The 21895-nt window shown below is 34.5% G+C and carries 14 protein-coding genes; 13 read left to right on the top strand and 1 reads right to left on the bottom strand.

Translation table 11 applies throughout. From position 1 onward, the window contains the following. Positions 1–16: 16 nt before the first annotated feature. The 10 genes from C8C83_RS02630 to C8C83_RS02675 all read left to right on the top strand — a co-directional run bounded on the left by C8C83_RS02630 (position 17) and on the right by C8C83_RS02675 (position 13977). Positions 17–256: a hexameric tyrosine-coordinated heme protein gene (locus C8C83_RS02630; RefSeq protein WP_121326306.1), complete on the top strand. Its 240-nt coding sequence runs from the start codon at positions 17–19 to the stop codon at positions 254–256. 821 nt (positions 257–1077) lie between these two features. After that, positions 1078–1593 carry an acetolactate synthase small subunit gene (ilvN, locus tag C8C83_RS02635; protein ID WP_121326307.1) on the top strand — a complete coding sequence of 172 codons (516 nt, stop codon included), beginning with the start codon at positions 1078–1080 and terminating at the stop codon, positions 1591–1593. 72 nt (positions 1594–1665) lie between these two features. Beyond that, positions 1666–2928 (top strand): threonine ammonia-lyase IlvA, encoded by a 1263-nt coding sequence (gene ilvA / locus C8C83_RS02640; RefSeq protein ID WP_121326308.1) that lies wholly within the window; start codon positions 1666–1668, stop codon positions 2926–2928. Between the two features lie 571 nt (positions 2929–3499). After that, positions 3500–4099 (top strand): RNA polymerase sigma factor, encoded by a 600-nt coding sequence (locus C8C83_RS02645; protein ID WP_121326309.1) that lies wholly within the window; start codon positions 3500–3502, stop codon positions 4097–4099. Positions 4100–4263: 164 nt separating this feature from the next. Beyond that, on the top strand, positions 4264–5337 hold the full coding sequence (locus C8C83_RS02650) for a FecR family protein (protein WP_158598129.1): 1074 nt from the start codon (positions 4264–4266) through the stop codon (positions 5335–5337). Positions 5338–5365: 28 nt separating this feature from the next. Further along, positions 5366–8560 (top strand): TonB-dependent receptor, encoded by a 3195-nt coding sequence (locus C8C83_RS02655; protein ID WP_121326311.1) that lies wholly within the window; start codon positions 5366–5368, stop codon positions 8558–8560. 17 nt (positions 8561–8577) lie between these two features. Next, complete coding sequence (locus C8C83_RS02660; protein ID WP_121326312.1) at positions 8578–9987, top strand: RagB/SusD family nutrient uptake outer membrane protein; 1410 nt, start codon at positions 8578–8580, stop codon at positions 9985–9987. A gap of 80 nt (positions 9988–10067) precedes the next feature. Beyond that, complete coding sequence (locus tag C8C83_RS02665) at positions 10068–11342, top strand: MBL fold metallo-hydrolase (protein WP_121326313.1); 1275 nt, start codon at positions 10068–10070, stop codon at positions 11340–11342. Positions 11343–11361: 19 nt separating this feature from the next. Further along, a complete protein-coding gene (locus C8C83_RS02670) occupies positions 11362–12285 on the top strand; it encodes a glycerophosphodiester phosphodiesterase family protein (RefSeq protein ID WP_121326314.1) in 924 nt (307 codons plus the stop codon). A gap of 276 nt (positions 12286–12561) precedes the next feature. Continuing rightward, positions 12562–13977 (top strand): alkaline phosphatase, encoded by a 1416-nt coding sequence (locus tag C8C83_RS02675; protein ID WP_121326315.1) that lies wholly within the window; start codon positions 12562–12564, stop codon positions 13975–13977. A gap of 630 nt (positions 13978–14607) precedes the next feature. Here the strand turns inward: C8C83_RS02675 and C8C83_RS02680 are convergent. Further along, positions 14608–16236, bottom strand: coding sequence for a DUF6377 domain-containing protein (locus C8C83_RS02680; RefSeq protein ID WP_121326316.1), 1629 nt, complete (start codon positions 16234–16236; stop codon positions 14608–14610). Between the two features lie 429 nt (positions 16237–16665). On the opposite strand from C8C83_RS02680, the gene C8C83_RS27175 reads away from it, so the two are divergent. From C8C83_RS27175 to C8C83_RS02690, 3 genes are all read left to right on the top strand, one after another. After that, a complete protein-coding gene (locus tag C8C83_RS27175; RefSeq protein WP_255416713.1) occupies positions 16666–16827 on the top strand; it encodes a GH32 C-terminal domain-containing protein in 162 nt (53 codons plus the stop codon). Between the two features lie 254 nt (positions 16828–17081). Continuing rightward, positions 17082–20222: a TonB-dependent receptor gene (locus C8C83_RS02685; RefSeq protein WP_121326318.1), complete on the top strand. Its 3141-nt coding sequence runs from the start codon at positions 17082–17084 to the stop codon at positions 20220–20222. 60 nt (positions 20223–20282) lie between these two features. Continuing rightward, positions 20283–21845 (top strand): RagB/SusD family nutrient uptake outer membrane protein, encoded by a 1563-nt coding sequence (locus C8C83_RS02690; protein WP_121326319.1) that lies wholly within the window; start codon positions 20283–20285, stop codon positions 21843–21845. The last annotated feature ends 50 nt before the right edge of the window (positions 21846–21895 follow it).

Below are 21895 nucleotides of genomic sequence, written 5' to 3' on the forward strand. Positions count from 1 at the left end.
TTAAATTCAGGAAAACATGTCCGAACAAATTCAATTAGTACCAGGTAATTCTTTAATTACAAGTACACCGGAAGAGGGCCGTCAATTAGCATTAAAAATGGCGCGATTAATCATTAAAATTACTCAGCCCGATGCAGAAATTAGGGAAAGATTACGTAATGTTTACGCAGAAGATGCAAACCTGCTTATTGCTATTGGACAGACGGTTTCTAACGAATTTGCGACAATAGCTGCGGCAAATAATTATTGGAGGTAGCGAATTGGAATATTAGTAAATAAGTCATTCGGTAATAAGGTTTTATTGCCTAATTAAACATGTCGAATTCCATTAAACGTTGGTCTTATATAGAAGATGCTAGTTCGGATTTCGATCAACACAATTTCAATAAACGTAAAAGGGAAGGAAATATGCGCCACTTATCCATCTTAATTATGAGCATGCTTTTCTTCATTCAGGTATGCATTATCCGAAACGCGGATCTATGATGGTGAAGAAATTCTTAAATTATTCAGAGGAACCTGCTCGTTACTATTTGTTAGAATGAGCCACAAATATTTCTTTCAAAAGCTCCATTGGCATTGGATCAAACATCAGCTTTAATTGATGTAATGAAATAGTTGTTAAAAAATAAAAGGTTCAATACTATAATAGTACAGGACTAATTTTTATTTTCCCCCTGATAAATAAAAAATTGTGGTTTGATAAAAATTAATATATTTGCACTTTAATCAAGAGAAATGAAAAACTTTACCAACATCGTTATTATTAATATCATAATTATCATTGGATAACTATGATGGGGTGTTGTATAAATTAAAAAACTATATCAATTTAAAAACCTCCCTGTAACGGGAGGTTTTTTTGTTTAAAACCAATATGAAAAATTCATTATCAATAATTATTATCGCAATTATCATTATTTGTCTCTTATGACGAGTCAGGATTATATTGTCTAAATACAAACCTTTCTCTGTCAAACGAGAAAGGTTTTTTTATTTCAAAAAGCAGGTAAATTGATGTAAAATAATCCTTGACGCAAAAACTAACTACTTGAAGCAATTAACAACGAAAAAACAATGAAAGAAGAATACACATTAACAGTTTACGCAGAAGATCAAATGGGCACGATTAATAAAATAGCTATAATGTTTCTAAGAAAAAAAATTAATTTGAAAAGCCTTAATATTTCCTCATGTGAAATTGATATGATGTACCGTTTTACCATTGTAGTGAATGAGACCTCTGAAATTGTAAAAAACTTGAAGTTTCAGATAGAGAAAATTATTGAAGTTTTTAAATGCTACTGCAGTACAAATCAAGAAATCATCTCGTCACAGACGGCCATGTATAAAGTATCAACCGACATGATTATGAACGAAGCAAATATTGATCATTTAATGCGACAATATAACGCCAGATTCTTAATAATTGAAAAAGATTATGCTGTATTTGAAGCTACAGGACAAGAAAATGAGATCGATAACTTAACGAAATCATTAAATAAATTTGGGCTAATTGAAGTTATCAAAACTTCGAGAATTGCACTTATAAAATCCTGTGAGGGATTTGCAGTGGAATTATTGAATATGTAAAAAAAAAACTTCAAATGCCACAATTACATCCCCAAATACTTTTAATAACATTTACAATATCCCCACTCTAAAATGGATTTATTCAAAGAAATACATCTAGCAAAAAAGCAATTACATAATGTACTGTTACCTACTCCATTAATTGAAAGCTCAACCCTTTCAAAACAGTATGCTGCGACTATTTTACTAAAACGCGAAGATCTCCAAGTAGCTCATTCTTTTAAAATAAGAGGGGCATATAATAAAATAAAATCACTTACCGCTGCAGAAAAAGAACTTGGAATTATTTGTGCCAGTGATGGAAATCATGCTCATGGAGTTGCCTATTGCTGCAATCTTTTAAAAATAAAGGGAAAAATATATATGCCGAAAAATACATCTGAGCAAAAAGTGAAACAAGTCCAGCTGTTTGGAAAAGATTATATAGAAATAATTCTGGCGGGTAACTTTTTTGATCAGGCTTATGCAATAGCTTTAGGCGATGCCTCCATACATCATAAAGTATTTATCCATTCTTCTGAAGATATAAAGGTTATTGCCGGTCAGGGAACTGTAGGTTTGGAAGTTCTTGAAGAATATCAAAAAAAAATAATTGATTATGTTTTTGTACCAATGGAAGGAGGAGGTTTGGCCGCAGGATTATCAACTGTTTTTGGGCAATTAAGTCCAAACACTAAAATTATCGGGGTTACGGCTCAAGACAATTTCTCAACCGAAATTTTTATTCAAAATAACAATAAAAACTCTTTAGATCCAGTAGACCAATTTGTATATGATACATCTATAAAAAAATCTGATAGTCTAACTTCAGAGATATGTCAAAAAAATCTAAATGACATTATAAAAATTCCTAAGGGAAAAGCATGCGTCGCTCAATTACAATTATTCAATAACGAAGAGATAAATATTGACCCTACCGGCGTATTAACTATTGCTGCGCTGGATTCTTATGCTGAGCAGATAAGGGGAAAAACGGTGGTCTGTATCTTAAGCGGTGGTCTAAAACATATGGAAAGAGAAGATGAAATACGAGAACACTCCTTATTATTTGAGGGACTAGTACATTATTTTTTAGTCGATTTTCCACAACGGCCTGGAATATTAAAAGAATTTATTAATGATGTACTTAGTACGGATGATCATCTTACATATTTTCAGTCTGTCAAAAAACAAAATTCTGAAACAGAATCTGTACTAATGAGATTAGTTGTAAAAAATCCAGATAACATTCTAAACATAAAATCCAATATGCAGGCAAAAAAAATCCTATACCAAAATCTTAATGAAAAATATGATCTATTTGCCTCAAATATTACATTAGTTAATATAATGTAAATAAAAAAAACAAGCTTAATTTTAATCTAAAATACTGGTATGTAATATGTTTAACTTTCATGTGTCGAAAAAAGAATATCAGAAAACTAATGAAGCAGACAAACCTGTTTGCAAAGCAATATTTGTAATTTTTGAAGGAAATTTAATTTAGATAACTCTGTAAAATCCTTTTTTGAAATTTAAAAAAGTGAAATACGAGCTTTTTCTCTGCTAAAATGATCTGTTGATACACAAAGAGCAGTAGCAAGAGAATAACTAACGAAATGGGATTATATTTTTAATTATTTAATGTGACTGTTTTTTACCATTAAATAGGTTTTAAATGGGAATATTCGTTTTCTAAAAAGAACAAGGCAAGCTTTCTTTTGCATTTTTTTTCAGTTTTTTTGATCAGTATCATTCAAACCAACAACTTAATGATCTGGTATTATTTTGTTAACGAACAACATGATGAGAGTTTGTTTGGGAGGATATACTTTCGCAAAACAAAACCAAATTTATTATTTGTTTAAAAAAAACAAATAATGATAATTTGGCACAATCTTCTTCACTATTTAGAATAAACAGCTAAATGTCTTTAAATAAGCTAAATGATGGGATTATTATTTCTTTTGCCAACGGTAATAAGGTTGCTTTTATAGCCGTTTATAATCATTATCATCAAATAGTATTTAACAACGTCGCACGGCTTATTCCTCAAACGGATGTTGTTGAAGATGTATTACAGGAAGTTTTTTTGAAGCTTTGGGAAAACAAACATAAATTCCAGGACGAGCACGCAGTAGCTTCGTGGTTATTCTCTGTTAGTTACAACCAGTCTATTTCTCATATCAGAAAATTGATTAGAGAAAGAAAGTATATGGAATCTATGAAAGCAGATGTCAATTTTGAATATGATCCCGAAAGCGAAGTCGAAATAGAGAACATCAAAGAAAATATTTTGGCGGAAGCTATTAATCAGTTACCATTGCGCAAAAAACAGGCTTTTGAACTTTGTAAATTACAGGGGAAAACCTATGCCGAAGCTGCCGAAATTATGAATATATCTTCAGAAACGGTAAAAGAGCATATTACCCTTTCCCTAAAATTTGTACATACCTATACAGTAAATCGCTACGAAAAAGAGTCAGCGATATCTTTATTTATCATTGGTTTATACTTCCGTACTTAGTCTGTTTACAGTCAGATCTTAGTATTTACAATTAATACTTCTTTTGTTAATAATTACTTAACCAACACTGTACCCCCCCTTTTTGAATGTCTTGCGTTTTTAGAATAGTTGCGGTGTGCCAGATACCCCATCTTATTTTAAGGACAGGACATTTAATTTATACTATGAATAAAATTCAATCAATAATTGAAAAATTGTGGAAAGGAACTTTAAGTCCCGAAGAAATCACAATATTGGAAAATGCTTTAAAAAATGTAAATGACGAAGAAAGTAATCAAGTCAAAAATCATTTTAGAAAATTATACGAGCAGGATGATGCCCCTGATCAAAGCAATAAAAACAAGGCAATACTTTTAAAACGCATTTTGAAATCTATTGATGATAGCGAAGTGCGTCAGCCAAAACGATTGACTCTTAGTTCAAGATATACATGGTGGGCCGCAGCAGCTATAGTTGGTATTTGTACTTTATTTCTTTTCCAAATAAATAATCACTCACTGGGTAAAGCAGATAACAAAATTGTACAAGTAATTCAAAATTTAAAAATAATTAAAAATAAGCAACAACATAATATAAATGTTGATTTACCTGATGGGTCTGCAATTGTTTTATTTCCTAAAAGTGCAATTTCTTATAATCAGGAATTTAATAAAAAAGACAGGATAATCAACCTGAAAGGAAAAGCAATATTTAAAGTTGCCAAAAATAAGACAAAACCTTTCAGCGTACTTTCTGAGAGATTTTCTACCACCGCCTTAGGAACACAATTCTTAGTAAATACCACTAAAGAGAATCAGATTGAGGTAAAACTTTTTGAAGGACATGTAAGGGTGCGAGATACACATAGCAAAGGAAAAAACATTCCGGACATCTATCTAAAACCCGGACAATTGCTGACTTTGAACAAGCTAAGTCCTAAATACGAAATAAGCACATTTAGATTAAACGAAAATACACTGGTACCTACAGCTAAAATTACTCCTAAAAATCAGACAGTGAAAAATAATGGCTCTTTGAATTTTAATAATGCACCACTTAATATGGTATTACAGAAACTAAGTGAAAAATATAAAACGGCTATAGACTATGACAAGGAAACTGTTGAAGGGCTTTATTTTACAGGAAGGGTCGAACAAACAGACAGACTCAACACCGTATTATCAATAATAACAAAAATGAATGACTTAAAATTAAAAGAAGAGCAAGGAAAACTCATTATAACAAAGTACAACAATTAAAATTTAACGATTAAAACAAAAAAAGAAAATGAATCTATTATTAATGCCCAAAAAAAGAAAGTGGCTGTTATTTGTCTACCCTTTATTGTTTATTGTCACGCAAGCCATTGCACAAACACAAAATCCAATTGTATCGGGTACAGTAATATCCGAAAATGGCGAGGCTCTTCCGGGAGTAACCGTACAAATTGAAAACAATGATCATAAAATAGTGGACTCAAGTATTACCGACGAAAAAGGTTTATTTACAACTTCTGCCCTAAAATTAGGAGAAATCTATGACTTCTCTTTTTCTTCTGTGGGGTATCAATCTACTCAAATAAAATCATTTGCTGTAAAAGCTGGCACTAACACACTTTTGGCAAGGCTAAAAGATAACAACGAGAAATTAAACGAAGTGGTAGTCGTTGGTTATGGTACCCAACAGAAGCGTTTTGTTACGGGTTCTGTAACAAAAGTGAGTGCGGAGCAACTATCTAATTATAGCGGAAGTAACTTTGCCCAACAATTGAGCGGTAAAGCGGCCGGTATTCAAATTAACGAAGCCTCCGGGCAACCGGGTTCAAACCCTCAAATTATCATTCGCGGTATTGGTACACTAACTGCCGGACGCAGCCCTTTGGTTGTGGTAGATGGTTTTCCCCTAACGGAAGGAACTTCTTTCAATTACATTAATCCAAATGACATAGAAAGTCTTGAAGTGTTAAAAGATCCTGCATCAGCCTCTATATATGGTTCCAGAGCAGCAAACGGGGTAATTCTTATCACTACCAAAAAAAGTAAGGCTGACACGTTTAATGTAACTATAGATGCTTATACCGGATTTCAACAACGATCAGATAAAGTAGAATATGTTAATGCGCATGATGCTGCTATTTTTTTTACTGAAGCAAGAGATCAGGGATATATATCCAAAGATCCTGCAAACAGAAGCATAACCGATGATCGTGCGACCAGAGTTGCAAAAGGAGCTTCGCTTAGAGAATTACGTCTAAATTATCTGGATCCGTACCTGAACAATCAAACCGGCCTAACAGATACAAACTGGTCGAATGAAATATTCCGTACAGCACCTATAAGTAATATAAATGTGGCTTTGAGCGGCGGGAACGGAAAAACATCTTACTATACCTCATTCAATGCCTTTAATCAGGAAGGTCTAGTGGTCGAAAACGGACTAAAACGTTACAGTGCCAGTATAAAACTAAACAATAAAATATCTGATAGGGCTGAATTTGGTATAAGCCTTAATCCTTCTTATACAACACAACGGTATTATGATGCCAATGGTAGTTTTGACGAACCAATTGGTGCAATAGCAGTAATGTATCCTTTCTTCAAACCGTATAATGATGACGGTACTTTGGCTATTAGTCAACAAATAAAAGCCAATCAGCCCGAAGATGGTGCCTTGGTAGAAAATCCGATTGCTTTTCTTAATATGGTAAAAAACAACCGTACTTTCTTCAAACTTTATGGAAATACTTTTTTCAACTATGCTATATTAAAAGGCTTAAAATATAAATTTACTTTAGGTGGAGATTTTTCGCAAAGTATGTTTGATCTTTATAACCCATCTAATCTGGGAGCTTATCGTACGCCTGCGCCTAAGCCGGCAACTGCTTCAGAGACTGACGGATCATTAACGAATTACCTATTAGAACATACCTTAACATATTCTAAGAAAATTGACAAGCACGATTTTACACTTTTGACAGGCTACAGTTACCAGAAAGAAAATTCATTCTCAACGATTATAACCGGAGCAAATATTGCCGATGATAATATAGATAACATTGCCGGGGCCAGTTCTTTTACTGTAAATCCTAACAGGTACAGATGGGTGCAAATCTCTTATTTCTCAAGATTGCAATATATTTTTGCAGATAAATACATTACCTCGTTCTCTTATAGAATGGATGGTTCTTCAAGATTTGGAGCTGAAAACAGATGGGGGAAATTTCCATCAATAACAGCAGGTTGGATTTTCAGTAAAGAAGGATTCTTCCCTGAGCAAGATGTTGTTAGCTTTGGAAAATTGAGAGCGACCTGGGGACGTTCGGGCAATAATCAAATTGGTTCTTATGGTTCATTGGGTATTGTAACAGGAGGTAATGCCGCCAACAATTACATATGGGGTAATACGCCTGCGTCGGGCTTTAGTGCTTCAACAACACCAAATATAAACCTATCGTGGGAAACCAATACTTCTTACAATTTAGGTCTGGATTTGCAATTATTTAAAAAAATTGACCTTACTGCCGAATATTATAATGCTACTACTTCTAATTTATTGCTGGATGTGCCTGTTCCGCAACAATCGGGCTTTAGTAGCTCCTTACAAAATATTGGAAAAGTTCAAAATAAAGGATTAGACCTTAGCATCTCTGCCAGTGATATCAATTTAGGTCAGGTAAAATGGAATCCTGCTGCGAATATTTCTTTCAATAAAAATGAAGTATTGGCTTTGGCGCCAGGTCAGACACAAATAATTGCGGGTGATATAGGTAGTATTATTACAAAAGTGGGCGGTCCTATAGCCGAGTTTTACGGTTATCAGGTTGTGGGTGTGTATAAAACTCAGGATCAGTTCAATGACACAAAAATCCCAAAATTACCTGGTACACAAATGGGAGATTATATGGTAAAAGATGTAAATGGAGATGGCGTAATCGACACCAAAGACTGGACACCAATGGGGACTTATTCTCCAAAATTCACGTATGGATTCTCCAATTCTTTTGCTTACAAAAACTTCTCATTAACCTTTTCGTTAACGGGTGTTGAGGGTCGTAAGGTATATGAATCAAATTTGGCCTCAAGAGGAGAAGCCGGAGAAGGATTTGCTCTGCCAACAAAATATTATTTTGAAAACAGATACCATCCTATTGATAATCCGAATGGAACTTTTGCTCAGCCCAATTTAGGAAATTTTTCAGCAGCCCGCAGAGCTACAAAAGCATCAAATTTGTATATCCTTGATGGCGATTATTTAAGGCTTCGTGATGTACAATTGGCCTATACGCTTCCTTCATATATAGTAAAAAGAGCCAAAATAGCGAACATGAAAATTTATGTAGGCGGAAATAATTTGTTCACCATTACAAAATACAGAGGAACTAATCCAGAAGCAACTACAGGCTCTGCCTTAACAAACGGGCAGGCAACATCCAATTATCCTGTAGCCAGGACGTTTATTTTTGGTACCAATATTTCTCTTTAACAATTAAAACGAATACAATGAAAAAAATATTTTTTGCAATAATTGGTGCTGTCTCTCTTGTTTCCTGCACCAACGACCTGGATCAACATCCTATAACCGATAAAGAGTCAGGTAAGTTTTTGACCACCGAAACCGAAGTAGAAGAATATGTAGTGGCAACTTATGCCTCATTACAGGCAAATGGATTGTATGGATTGTATTTGCCTGCCATGGGCGAAGTACCTTCTGACAATACTTATGAAGAAGTACCGGCAAATGACGGTGCAATGTATGGAGATTTAGAAGAATTTAAAACCGTTCCGGCAAATGGAATGCTTGCCGATAACTGGAAAGCCAGCTATGTTACCATACAACGCTGTAATGTGATATTGAACAGAATAGCCGGAGTAGCCTACAAAACAGATGCTGTAAAAAGCTCCAGAATTGGAGAGATGAAGTTCATAAGAGCGTTAATTTACTTTAATATGGTACAATTTTATGGTGATGTTCCTTTGACAACTGACGAAACCAAAGATCCAAATGTTTATTTTGGTAAAGGTCGCCAACCGGCAGCCGATGTCTATAAGCAAATTATCCAGGACCTTACAGATGCGATTTCGACTTTACCTACATCGACAACACAACCGGGACGTGTAATAAAAACGGCGGCCCAGACTTTACTGGGAAAGGTTTATCTTGTACAAAAAGATTATGCTAACGCAAAAATCCAAATTGATGCTGTTGTAAATTCTGGTGCACACGCGCTATTCAACGATTCAACGACACTTTTTGATTTGGCAAACGAAAATGTAAGTGAATTCATTTTTTCAGTGCAGTTTGGTTCTGGTATAAACAGTAATACAGAGGGCAGCACTATGGTTCAACAGTTTTCACCTTCGGGTGTAATGAGTGGTGCCAAAGGACATAGCTTGCCTACCAAAGAATTGTACAGCAAATATATTGCCGGGGATAAAAGAAAAGATAACTATGTTAAGCTTTCTTCTGCCGGTACTCCGTACAATAATAAGCTCAAAAAACCCGTAGCGCCAACACCTCCTGCTGATGGCGGAAGTAATACAGTGGTACTTCGCTATGCAGACGTGTTATTGATGCAGGCCGAAATTGAAAACGAATTGGGTAATACACTTACAACGGCAAAACCAGCATTAGACAAAGTAAGAAACAGAGCCGGACTTGCTCCTTCAACTGCCCTTACACAAGCTGATTTGCGTGATGCCATTGAACTCGAAAGACGTTTAGAATTGATAGGAGAAGGATATCGTTGGCTGGATTTACTTAGAACCGGAAAAGCCATAAGTACGATGAACGCTTGGTTTATTTCTCAAAACAAACCGACCACAGTAACTTCTCAGTTCCTTTTAATGCCTATACCTCAAAATCAAAGAGATGCTGATCCTACCATAACACAAAATAAGGACTATCAATAGTAACAAGTACAGAATCGCTATACTTCAGCATCACAATTTAATACTGAAGTATAGTGTTATAAAAACTAATAGATACACAGATGAAAAAGCTATCAATAGCATTGTTCACTTTTTTTATTTACACTTTTGCAATAGCACAAGAAAATAATGACACAACCAATATTCTTTGGAAAGAAGGTTACATGGACATACACCATATCAACACTGGTCGGGGTGTCTGTACTTTTTTTATATTGCCGGACGGAACAACCATGATGGTTGATGCCGGTGATATGGACGACACCTATTATGCAGGACCAGATTCCAGAAGTTGGCCATTGACGGTAACACCTGCCTATCCTGATAATAGTAAAAATTCAGGCGAGTGGATTGTTGATTATATGAAACAGGTTTATCCGCAGGTAAAACAAATTGATTATGCTCTTATTACCCATTTCCATACAGATCACATGGGAGTCATTCGACCAGATAGCAAATTAGCTTTGCAAGGCGGATACAAACTTACGGGAATTACGCAGGTTGGTGATTTGGTTCCCATCAAAAAACTGATTGATCGTAGCGCTCCTAACTACAATTTCCCTCTTGATTTGAATAAATATTATACCGAAGAAAACAGTATTTTCCTTAATTATCAAAAATTCATTGCAGAAAACCAAAAAAAGGGCTTGAAAGCAGAAGGTCTTGATGTGGGAAATTCAGATCAATTGGTCCTTATAAAAAACAAAAAAAAATATCCGGATTTCCATATAACCGGAGTTAAGAGCAGCGGTACTATATGGACCGGTGTTGGCAATCAAACACAGGAATACATTACAGCCGACAGCATCGTTAAAAAAGGAAAATTCAACGAAAATCCTTTGAGCCTTGCTATAAAACTTAGCTACGGGAAATTTGATTACTTCACCGGTGGAGATAACACCGGATTGCAAGGCTATGGTTTACCCAAATGGTTTGATACAGAAACCCCCATGGCCAAAGCCGTAGGCAAAGTAGAAGTAACAACTTTAGATCATCATGGTAATCGTGATGGTACCAACGAAAATTTTCTTTCGTATTTGCAACCACAGGTTGTGGTAGAGCAAACCTGGTGCAGCGACCATCCCGGTCAGGAAGTAATGCACAGACTTTTATCAGACCATATTTACAAGGGAGAAAAAAATATTTTTGCGACCAATATTCAAGAAGTAACCAAGCACACCTTAGGCTATTGGTTTACCAAAGGATATAAAAGTATGTTCGGACACGTAATTGTTCGGGTTTTACCCGGAGGCAATTCGTTTTATGTTCTTATTGCCGAGACAGTAAACGGTAAGATTCAAATAAAAAAATCATTCGGACCCTATAATTCTAATTAATTTTAAAACAAAAAATACTATGTCTAATAAATATTTAGCCCTTATTCTTCTAACAACTCTTTTTTGTTATCAGGCAGAGGCTCAAAAAAAAGGAAAGTCGGTTTCGCCACAACAGAAACTAGAACAATTATTTAATCCAAAAAATAACGAAATATTGGTAACCGCTCACCGAGGCGATTGGAGAAACGCACCAGAAAATTCTTTATTGGCATTAAAATATTGCATCGATATGGGTGTTGATATTATGGAACTCGATTTGAAAAGAACCAAAGATGGTCAGTTGATTGTAATGCATGACAGAACCATTGATCGTACTACTAACGGCAAAGGAAAACCGGAAGATTACACTTTGGAAGAGATTCAAAAATTTAAACTTAAAAATGGTTTGGGTAGACCTACTTTACATCAAATTCCAACATTTGAAGAAATGCTTATTACCGCAAAAGGCAAAATATTGATTGACGTAGACAAGGGTTACGAATATTTTGGCGAAGTGGTAGCACTCATCAAAAAACATAATATGTACGATCAGACATTCATCAATATTGATGACAACACCAATTTAGAAAGTGTGGAATCGAAATATGGAAAAGTAGATCCGGAAGCAGTATTAATGCCTATTATTCGCTATACAGACAGTCATGCCGAAGAGATTGTAAACAGCTACATGAGACATAAAAAAACTGTTTTTCAGCCTGTTTTTGACACCGATACAGTCAAAACAATTAATAATTTACCAACGCTGAAACAGAAAGGTTATGGTGTTTGGATTAACAGTCTTTGGGCGTCTTTAAACGGTGGTCATGATGATGATACTGCGGTAGATGAGAACAAACCTGATGAATCATGGGGATGGATAATAAAAAAAGGAGCTAATGTAATTCAAACTGATAGGCCAAAAGAATTACTGCAATATTTGAAAAATAAAAAATTACATCAATAACCATAACTATAGAAAAGATTTTTTAAACGATTAAATTATACAATCGAAAGTTGAAGAAAGTTTTTGATAATCTGGAAAATTGTAATCCAAATGAGCTATAAAATTCAGAGACAGATCTAAGAGAAGAAACAGGCATCTAAAGGTTTTTAGCTTAATTTGTTACGCTAGTTTTATAATGAGAATTGTTAGATTAAGAAACAGTTATGTTTACTGTACTATCGTGACAGTGATCTTAATTTATTGATTATTTTTGAAAACACTTATAAATACACAATAATGAACAGAAGAAAGTTCTTTAAAAATGGCTCTTTATTTACAATTGGCGCAGTATTGATGAATCCTTTACAGGGTTCGGCCAATATTTTAGATGTAGAATCAGCCAATAAAAATAAGAAAGCAAAAAATATTATTTTATTGGTTAGTGACGGGATGAGCACGGGAACATTAAACATGGCCGATTTATTTTTGAACAGAAAAACAGGTAAAGGCTCTAACTGGATACAACTATATAAAGACAATAAGGTGTCAAGAGCTTTAATGGATACCGCATCTGCGAGTTCTATCGTAACAGATTCATCGGCAGCTAGCTCTTCCTGGGGAGGAGGTTTTAGAGTAAATAATGGTGTACTAAATATTAGCCCGCAAGGAGAACCGCATTTGCCGATTTGGCAGAAATTTAAAAAGGTTGGAAAAATGGCCGGTTGTGTTACGACCGTTCCCATAACGCATGCCACTCCGGCTGGCTTTTGTGTTAACAGCGAAAGCAGAAATGCTCAGGATGATATCGCCGAACAATATTTAAAGCTTGGCTTTGATGTTATGATGGGAGGCGGCGCAAACTATTTTAGTTCAGAATTAAGGAAAGATAAAAAAGACATGTTCGCAGCTTTTAGTTCGAAAGGATATCAGGTTGTAAAAACGCGATCTGAAATGGAGGCAGCTTCAAGTTCGCAACCTATTTTAGGAGTGTTTGCTGATGATGGACTTCCGTATTATGTGGATAGAAATAGTGATGAAAATTTAAAGAAAGCTACTCCAAGCCTTGGTGAAATGGCCAAAAAAGCAATTGACAGAATGAAAAATCATAAAAATGGTTTTGTCTTGCAAATTGAAAGCGGAAAAGTAGATTGGGCAGCACACGCTAACGATATTGCAGGTTTGATAAATGACCAGATTGAGTTTGATGAAGCAGTAAAAGTAGCAATAGATTTTGCAGAGAAAGACAAAGAAACTTTAGTTATAATTACAACAGATCATGGAAATGCAAATCCTGGAATAATTTATGGAAAATACGCCAATGATAATTTTGATAGCATTCAGCATTATACCCAAACCAATGAGTGGATTTTGAATCAAATAAAGTCAGATACTTCAGTTTCCCAAGTAAAGGAAATTATCGAAAAAGCAAATGGACACTCCGTTTCAGATGAAGACGCAAAAACAGTCTCGGGGTATTATGATGGGTTGCATAAAGAAGACGGTTTGTATAATTACAAAAAACTGCCTTACAAAGCTTTTGCAGAAATGCAGGGAAAAATAAATTCTGTTGGATGGATCAGTATGGATCATTCTGCAGATTATGTTGAACTGGCAATGTTTGGCCCAGGAAGCGAACTTTTAAAACCTTTTGTAAAAAACACAGATTTGCATTATTTAATGCTTCAGGCGGCAGAAGTAGAAAATAAATTTTAAACTATTATATAAAACAAATATAATTTAGATTATTTCAAGAGTAAGATCTTTTAGACTCTTTGGTGGAGGCTCAAATTATAATAAGTATATAAAAAGTAGCTGTGTCAGTTTTGAGATAGCTACTTTTTTTCGGAGCAGCTGCACACTCGAACCCAACTGTTATATCGCTTATTAATACTGAATTTGTAGTTTCTAAAAATCCATTTACCATGATTTTGCCACAAATTAAAATTTTCAAATTCTTGAATATTTTGAGACTGGATTAACCGTTTAAATGTACGTTATAATTCTTTAGCCGTTTTAACTGGTTTTATATTGTTTCTTTAATCAAGCACTGGTTATTTAAGACAATTTAAAACACCAAATTAATGCGAGTTGCATTGCTTAAGTTCAAATTGAGACTGTAACGATGTAGATTTTTTTGTCCCAGTTTTTTTTACTCTAGCTTTCAGAAACAACCTTAACTCTTTGTGACAAAATTGGTAGTAGCTCCATTTTTCGACGTCTATAGTTATTGGAATTTGGAGGAACTCATTTTTATGCAATTCACCCACTGGTATTTCAACGTCATTAATATAAATGGTATGACTATAAAAAGAATTAATCTGACTCAGATTCACACTATATGATTTACTGAACCTCCAACATATTTTTGAGCTGTTGCTCAAAATCTTCTCGTACAAACCGCGAACTGTTTTTCATTTTGACACGGTAATTGTAGATTGTTTGGGGAGAATAATGCAAAAAGGAAGCTATCTTATTACTGCTATCTATTCCTAATCGAATCAGGGCAAGGACACGCAGTTCACTATTTAATATTTCACCTTTTTTGAGTTGGAACTGACTATCTTCTTTCATAAGTTTATTCACATTCTCCACAAAGTTGGGAAAGAGGCTAAGTACGGACCGGTCAAAGTTTACAAAAAAATCATTCTTATCTGATTTGGCGAATTGCTGCGAATCAATATTCTTCAATAGATCATTGATTCTGTTATTGATGATCTTACTCTTCACAATCTGTTTGTAATCATCAAGTTTATTGATGTACGAAGAACAAAGATCCATAAAAAGGCCTATATTCTCCTCGCGTGTTTCGTTTGCATAATGAAGTTTGTTATTAAGATGTTGCAGCTCGTTGTTGTAAAACTGCAGTTCATTGTTTAGCCGATCCACTGCCAATCTGGCCTTTCGCAGTTGTATTACCTGTCTGTAAATAAAGATTAGGGACCATGTAATGAAAATTGATAAAATACTGATTACAATAATGGAATATTTTAAATGTCTATTTTCTTTACTCCTTTTTTCTTGAAAGGCATTTACGATCAAGGGTAATTTCTCGGATATCTGTAAGATTCGCTGCCTGTTATTGTAAAAGCGTGCGTCTGCCAAGGCCGACTGAATGTATAAATTGGCTCTATCAATATCCTGAAGTTTATTCTTATAGAGATAAAAGGCCAATTCCTTAATAGCCGCATTTTCTTTAGTAGGGATTTGCCTGTCTACAATGGATGCCTGGATGAGGTAATATTCATATAGTTTGTCATTTTTTAATACCTTATAGATTCCGGCAAGATCGTAATAGACCATTGCAGCAAATCTCGTTGGTTTGTTTAGCCCAGGGATTGTTTTTTTTAGTAAATCTCGGGCTTTAAGATATTCACCCGCATTTACCATTAAGTTAGCGGTGTATTTATTATATTCAATAGAATTTTTCGGATAAGTGGAGCGTACGGAATCCTGATAGGTCTGTTCCTGCCTTTTATAAAGTGGGGTGTAATAATTATCGTGACTAAATTCCGAAGATACGTAGTAAAACCTTTCCTGAGCATAATAATAATCTCGCAGCAAAGACTTATCGAGTCTCTGCCTATCTATTTTCTTCAAGATTTGCGATGATTCATTTAACAGACCAGATGTGGATAACATAATTGAATAGGTCAAAATAATCTGGTCAGACATCTTACTGTTGTGCGATACTTGTGCAATCTTCATATTTTTTTCGATATAAGCGTATGCAGAGTCCGCCCTATACCAAAGATAACCAGCAATGATCTTATTATAGGTTTCATATTTAAGAATCGGATCCGAGGTGTCATTTACCAGACGCTTCAAACTGTCCAGTGTTTTCTCTTTTGCAGTTATCATAGAGGTATCAGCGAGTACTTTATCCAGAGTCTTCAGAAACCTGTCATTGACATCAGCTTTCTGACAAGACTGAAATAATATCATTATAATTACCAAGTACATAATTTTATTCATAATAAAATATCAATTTATAATATTCAAGGATAAATTTTTATCAAAAATACAAAAAAGGAATCTACTTTAGCTTTATTCAGACCAATCATTTAAACATAAATAAAGTACTGATTAATAGTTGTTTATGATTTTTATTTTAAAAATAGAGCTACTTCTGATCTACTTTTTTTCATTAAACAAATCCCTCCTTATAATTTAGCCTCTTTATGAAAACTTAATCGATATAGAATAGATATGATACGAACAAAGTTGCTCATTACATTAATGCTTCTGCCATGTTTATAGAGGGGCGAGCACAGACTACTGCCGGGTTTCAAGCAACGTCCTTATTATATTGCAGGTCCACCTTCTGATGATGCGCTCAAGATAAGGAGGTGAAACATATCCAGTTTCGGGGGCGAAGATTTCAATACAAAGGAAATCAAAATTATTGCAGATAAAACCTCTATTGAAGTTTTTTACAATAATGGGAAAACAGTAATGACTGAAATATTTTTTCCAGAAAAACAAATGGAAACTTTCTCAGTATCTAAAGCAAATGTCAATTTTAGGATTGAAAATATAACAATTAACCAATTAAATATTAACTAAACTAACTTAATTATGAAACACAAAATTATTCTTTACTTAATTCTAATGGGCTCCTTTTTTTCTATTTCGGCCCAAAACAAAGGAATAAAAAGAGCGGTACCTTCTTGCGAAAAGAGCATTTCTTTTCCAAGTGTATCAGTATTTGTTTCTAGAACAATTTCTAGAACTTTAAATGATTTAGAAAGGCAATTTAAAATCAATACTACAGATAAAAAAACTATCAACAAGATTCTTAATTATTAAATCTAAAGATTATGAATGAAAAATATAAATTTCAAAGAAACGTTTTAATAAAATTGAAACTATTCTTATTTTTTTTCCTTTTTAGTTTTGCCTCAAATGCTCAGACTAAAACTGTGACAGGTGTAATTACATCCACTGAAAATGGGGAGACTTTAATTGGAGTAAATGTCTTAATTAAAGGAACTGCAAATGGCGTTATTAGTGATTTAGACGGGAAATATTCAATTTCTGTACCCAATGATGATGTCGTATTAATTTTTTCTATGATTGGGACGAAAAATGAAGAAATAAAAGTAGGTTCCAATCAGGTTCTTAATGTGAAGCTGTCGGCCAACAGTCAAATGATGGATGAAGTAATTGTAGTAGGCTACGGTTCACAGAAAAAATCAGAATTAACTTCGGCAGTTTCCTCCATTAAAAAGGAAGATATTAAAGTTGCTTTGGTTTCTAATGTATCTGAAGCTTTGCAAGGTAAAACTCCAGGTGTTGAGGTAATTAATAATAGTAACTCACCAGGAGGTGATGTTTCTGTACGCGTAAGAGGTATCAGTTCTTTGAATAATAGTATTCAGCCATTATATGTGGTAGATGGAATTCCTTTGAGTGGAAATGCATCATTCTTGAATAGTAATGACATTGCTAGTGTAGAAATATTAAAAGATGCAGCCGCAGCATCTATTTATGGAAGTCGTGGAGCAAATGGTGTTGTTTTAATTACTACAATTAAAGGAACGGCCAATGAGAAGTTCTCTATTACAGCAGATGCTTCGATTGCCTTTCAGACGCCAACACATATGGTAAAAATGATGAATCCTGCAGAATATGGACAAATGCTTCAAACATTTAAAACTAATGATGGCTCTGGGTTAACTATTAGTCCAGGCGAAAGTGCGGGAGCTGGAACTGATTGGTTAAACCTTATATCCAGATCCAATGCCCCTTTGCAAAACTATAATCTTTCAGTAAGCGGTGGTACAAAAAAAGTTGTTTATTCTTCCAGCTTAAGCTATTTTAATCAACAAGGTGTCGTAAAGACATCTGATTTCGAAAGATTTAATTACAGATTAAATACAGAGGCTAATGTTACAGATAAATTTAAAATAGGTGGAACAATAGTATTTACCAATTCTACGAGACATCTAGTTCCAAATGAAGGAGATTTATGGAATTCAATCTTCAATAATGCATTGACCATTGACCCAATAACACCAGTATATTTTAGTGCTACTGAATTGGCTGCTAATGCAGCGGCAGGAAATAGTACCAATGAATATAGTATTTATCACAATGCGCTATACACTAACAGTGGAAATCCAGTAGGTGCTGCTGCCAGAAATTTTAAGGAAGAAAAAAACACCAATTTTTTTGGTACTCTTTTCGGTTCTTATGAAATTGTACACGGACTGACTTATAAAACAAGTTTTGGATATGAATACAATGGATACCATTTTAATAATTTTAATCCTGAATTTTATGAAAATCCAAGTACAAAACTACTTGTGAATAGTTTGACTAAAAATGAAAATACAACAACACATTTTACATCAAATAACACTTTAACATATAGTAAAAAGTCTAAAGATCATTCATACACACTTTTGGCTGGTACAGCATACGAACATTATCAAACAGGAGGAATCAATGCCGCTGTTTCTGGTTTGCCAGGTAATGATCCAAATTACAGGTATTTAACATATGGAACATCTGGTGCGACTGTTAGTGAAACACAAGATGAATCAGCTTTGGTATCTTTTTTTGGTCGTGCAATGTATAACTTTAGATCTAAATATTTTCTTTCTGCCAGTATGCGTTCGGATGGTTCATCAAAATTTGCAGCTGGAAACAAATGGGGTAATTTCCCTTCTATATCAGGAGCGTGGGTAATGAGTAAGGAATCTTTCTTCGAGAATGACGTTGTTTCTTTATTGAAATTGCGCGTTGGTTGGGGAAAAATTGGAAATCAAAGTATTCCGTCTAATGCTTATTCTACGGTGCTAAGAAATAACGCTTACTATAATTTTGGGGGTAATCTTCTTACTCCAGGATATTCTATTGCAAAAGCCGGTAATCCCAACGTAACGTGGGAAACTACTACTGATTTAAACCTTGGTCTTGATTTTGGATTATTGGATGATAAACTTTCCGGATCAGTAGATGTTTACAATCGTAAAGTTTCAAATTTATTATTAGCTATCGATCCTCCAATGTTTACAGGTTTATACAATAGTAATTCGATTACAACTGGTATTATTACCAATGTTGGAGCAATGCAGAATAAAGGTATCGATTTAACATTAAATTACAGTAACAAAGTTGGTGGACTAGAATACGATTTTGGTGGAGTATTTTCTGTAGTTGACAACAAAGTGCTTGATTTGGGCACACTTTCTTATTTAGATGCAGGGGCACTTCGTAACGTAACAGGTTATGCTGAACGTACTGTTGTAGGGAAGCCTATTGGACAATTTTACGGTTATAAAGTACTTGGCATTTTCCAAAATCAGTCTGAAATAAATAGTTACACCCGAAACGGAGCATTAATTCAGCCCAATGCTAAACCAGGTGATTTTAAATTTGGTACCAATTCTGGTAACACGACAGGAACTAATTTAGTAGAAGCCGATAAACAATATTTGGGAAGCCCTCTACCTAAATTTACTTATGGCTTTAATTTGAAACTTAAATATAAAGGTTTTGATCTAAATGCTTATTTCTACGGTGTTTATGGTAATAAAATTTTAGAAGCCGAAAGAGCATTGATTTCTAATACAAATAATAGTTCATCTAATTTAAAGGCTGGACTTGTTGAAGCTGCATGGCATGGAGAAGGAACTTCAAACACAGTTCCAAAAATGACTTTGCAAAGTACTAATAATAACTTTGGAGTAGTTTCGGATGCTTATTTATCAGATGGTTCTTATTTGCGACTTAAGAATTTGAACGTAGGTTATGAGTTGAATAAAGAGGCATGTTCATTTCTAAATTTGAATCGTTTTAGAGTATATGTGGGTGCTCAAAATTTGTTTACAATAACTAAATATACTGGTTTTGACCCGGCCGTTTCTAATTCGACGGTAACTCAAGTGGGAGTTGATTATGGTGGTTATCCTACTAATCGTACTTTTCTTATGGGGTTTAATATTGGTCTATAATAATGGTATTTCAATGTACGATTACACTTCAAAATTAATTAATACTTAATAATAAATCAAATGAAAAAGATGTATAAAAAACAACTGATATTTTTATTTTTTCTGAGCTTCATGGGGCTTTCAAGCTGTAATGATCTCATCGATATTCCATCTCCAGGGATAACACAAGATGCTATTCCGATGAACCAAAAAGATGCAGTAGGTCTAATTACGGGTTGCTATTCAACATTTATGGATTACGACCAGACTCAAGGTGTTGACAACTGGGTTGAAGGTTATTTTTGCCAATGGCTTGTAGGTGAAGAGTGTGGTGATGATATTTATAAAGGTGGAGATAGTCATGGAGATTTTCAGGCCATGGAAGATTTAGGTTATTTCAAAACAGGTTATAACAATGTTATCGATTGGAAATGGCGTAAAATGTGGATTGGTATTGCTCGTTGTAACAAAGCTATTACTAGTATACCTAATGTTCCTGGGATTAATGCTGCTCTGTCTGCACGATTAGTAGGCGAAGCTCAATTTTTAAGAGCTTATTTTTATATGGAACTTCTAAGAAATTTTGGAGATTTGCCAATTATTACGACTCCAATCACTGCCTTCGATGTGAATCAGCCAAGAGTTGCTGTCAAAGATGTATATGAAAAACTAGTTGAGCCAGATTTAGTGGCTGCAGCTGCTATTTTACCTCAAAAAACTGCTTATGCAACAGCAGATGCCGGCAGAGCTACACGCGGAGCCGCTTTGAGTTTACTTGCAAAAGCTTATTTGTACCAAAAAAAGTGGTCAAATGCTTTTACTACAGGGCAAACAGTTATTGATGAAGGTCAATACAATTTGGAAACTAATTTTAGAAATGTATTTGAAGTAGACAATGTAAATGGTAAAGAATCCATTTTTGAAATAGCTTTCTCAGGAAATCAAACTTATCCTTTTGGCTGGGTTGGCGCTAATGCTATTGGCAGTAGAGATGATATAAATTGGGGATGGTTACAGCCTTCAACTGATTTAGATCGTGAATTTGAAAGTGGTGACCCTCGTCATCAAATGACAATCATTCATGATGGTGATACTTTTGTTGATGGATGGGGAGGACAACCTTATCCAATTACAGCTTTGCGTAACAATCAAGTTCCTTATACGGCTTCATATAAGTATTTTATACCTAAAAGTAAACGAGTATCTAACAATTGGTTGAGACAAAATTATAATTTAGAATTGATCAGATATGCAGATTTACTCTTAATGTACGGAGAAGCAGCTTTGCAATCGGGAAATCAAGTAAAAGCAGACTGGGCAGTAGAACAAGTTCGTTCTAGAGCAAGAAATCAGTCAGTGAATCCTTCCACGACCTTGCCAACAAAAACAGGAGTTACTATGAATGATATAATTCATGAAAGACGAGTAGAACTAGCTACTGAAGGACATCGATTCTATGACCTTAAAAGATGGGGAATTGCACAACAGGTCTTGAATGCACTGCCTGCTAAAATAGCTACTTATCCTGAAGCATTATATATCGGGGCAAAAGGAGCGCTGTATCAATCTCCTCGTAATGATAATTTTCAAATTCCTCCAACTGATGTTTCGAGAGCGGGTTGGACACAAAATCCAGGATATTAATAGTAGAATTGTTAATTAAATATTTGTTTTAATAAGTAAATTTGGTTAAA

Origin of the sequence: Flavobacterium sp. 90 (assembly GCF_004339525.1) — a bacterium.
In the GTDB taxonomy this organism is placed as follows: domain Bacteria; phylum Bacteroidota; class Bacteroidia; order Flavobacteriales; family Flavobacteriaceae; genus Flavobacterium.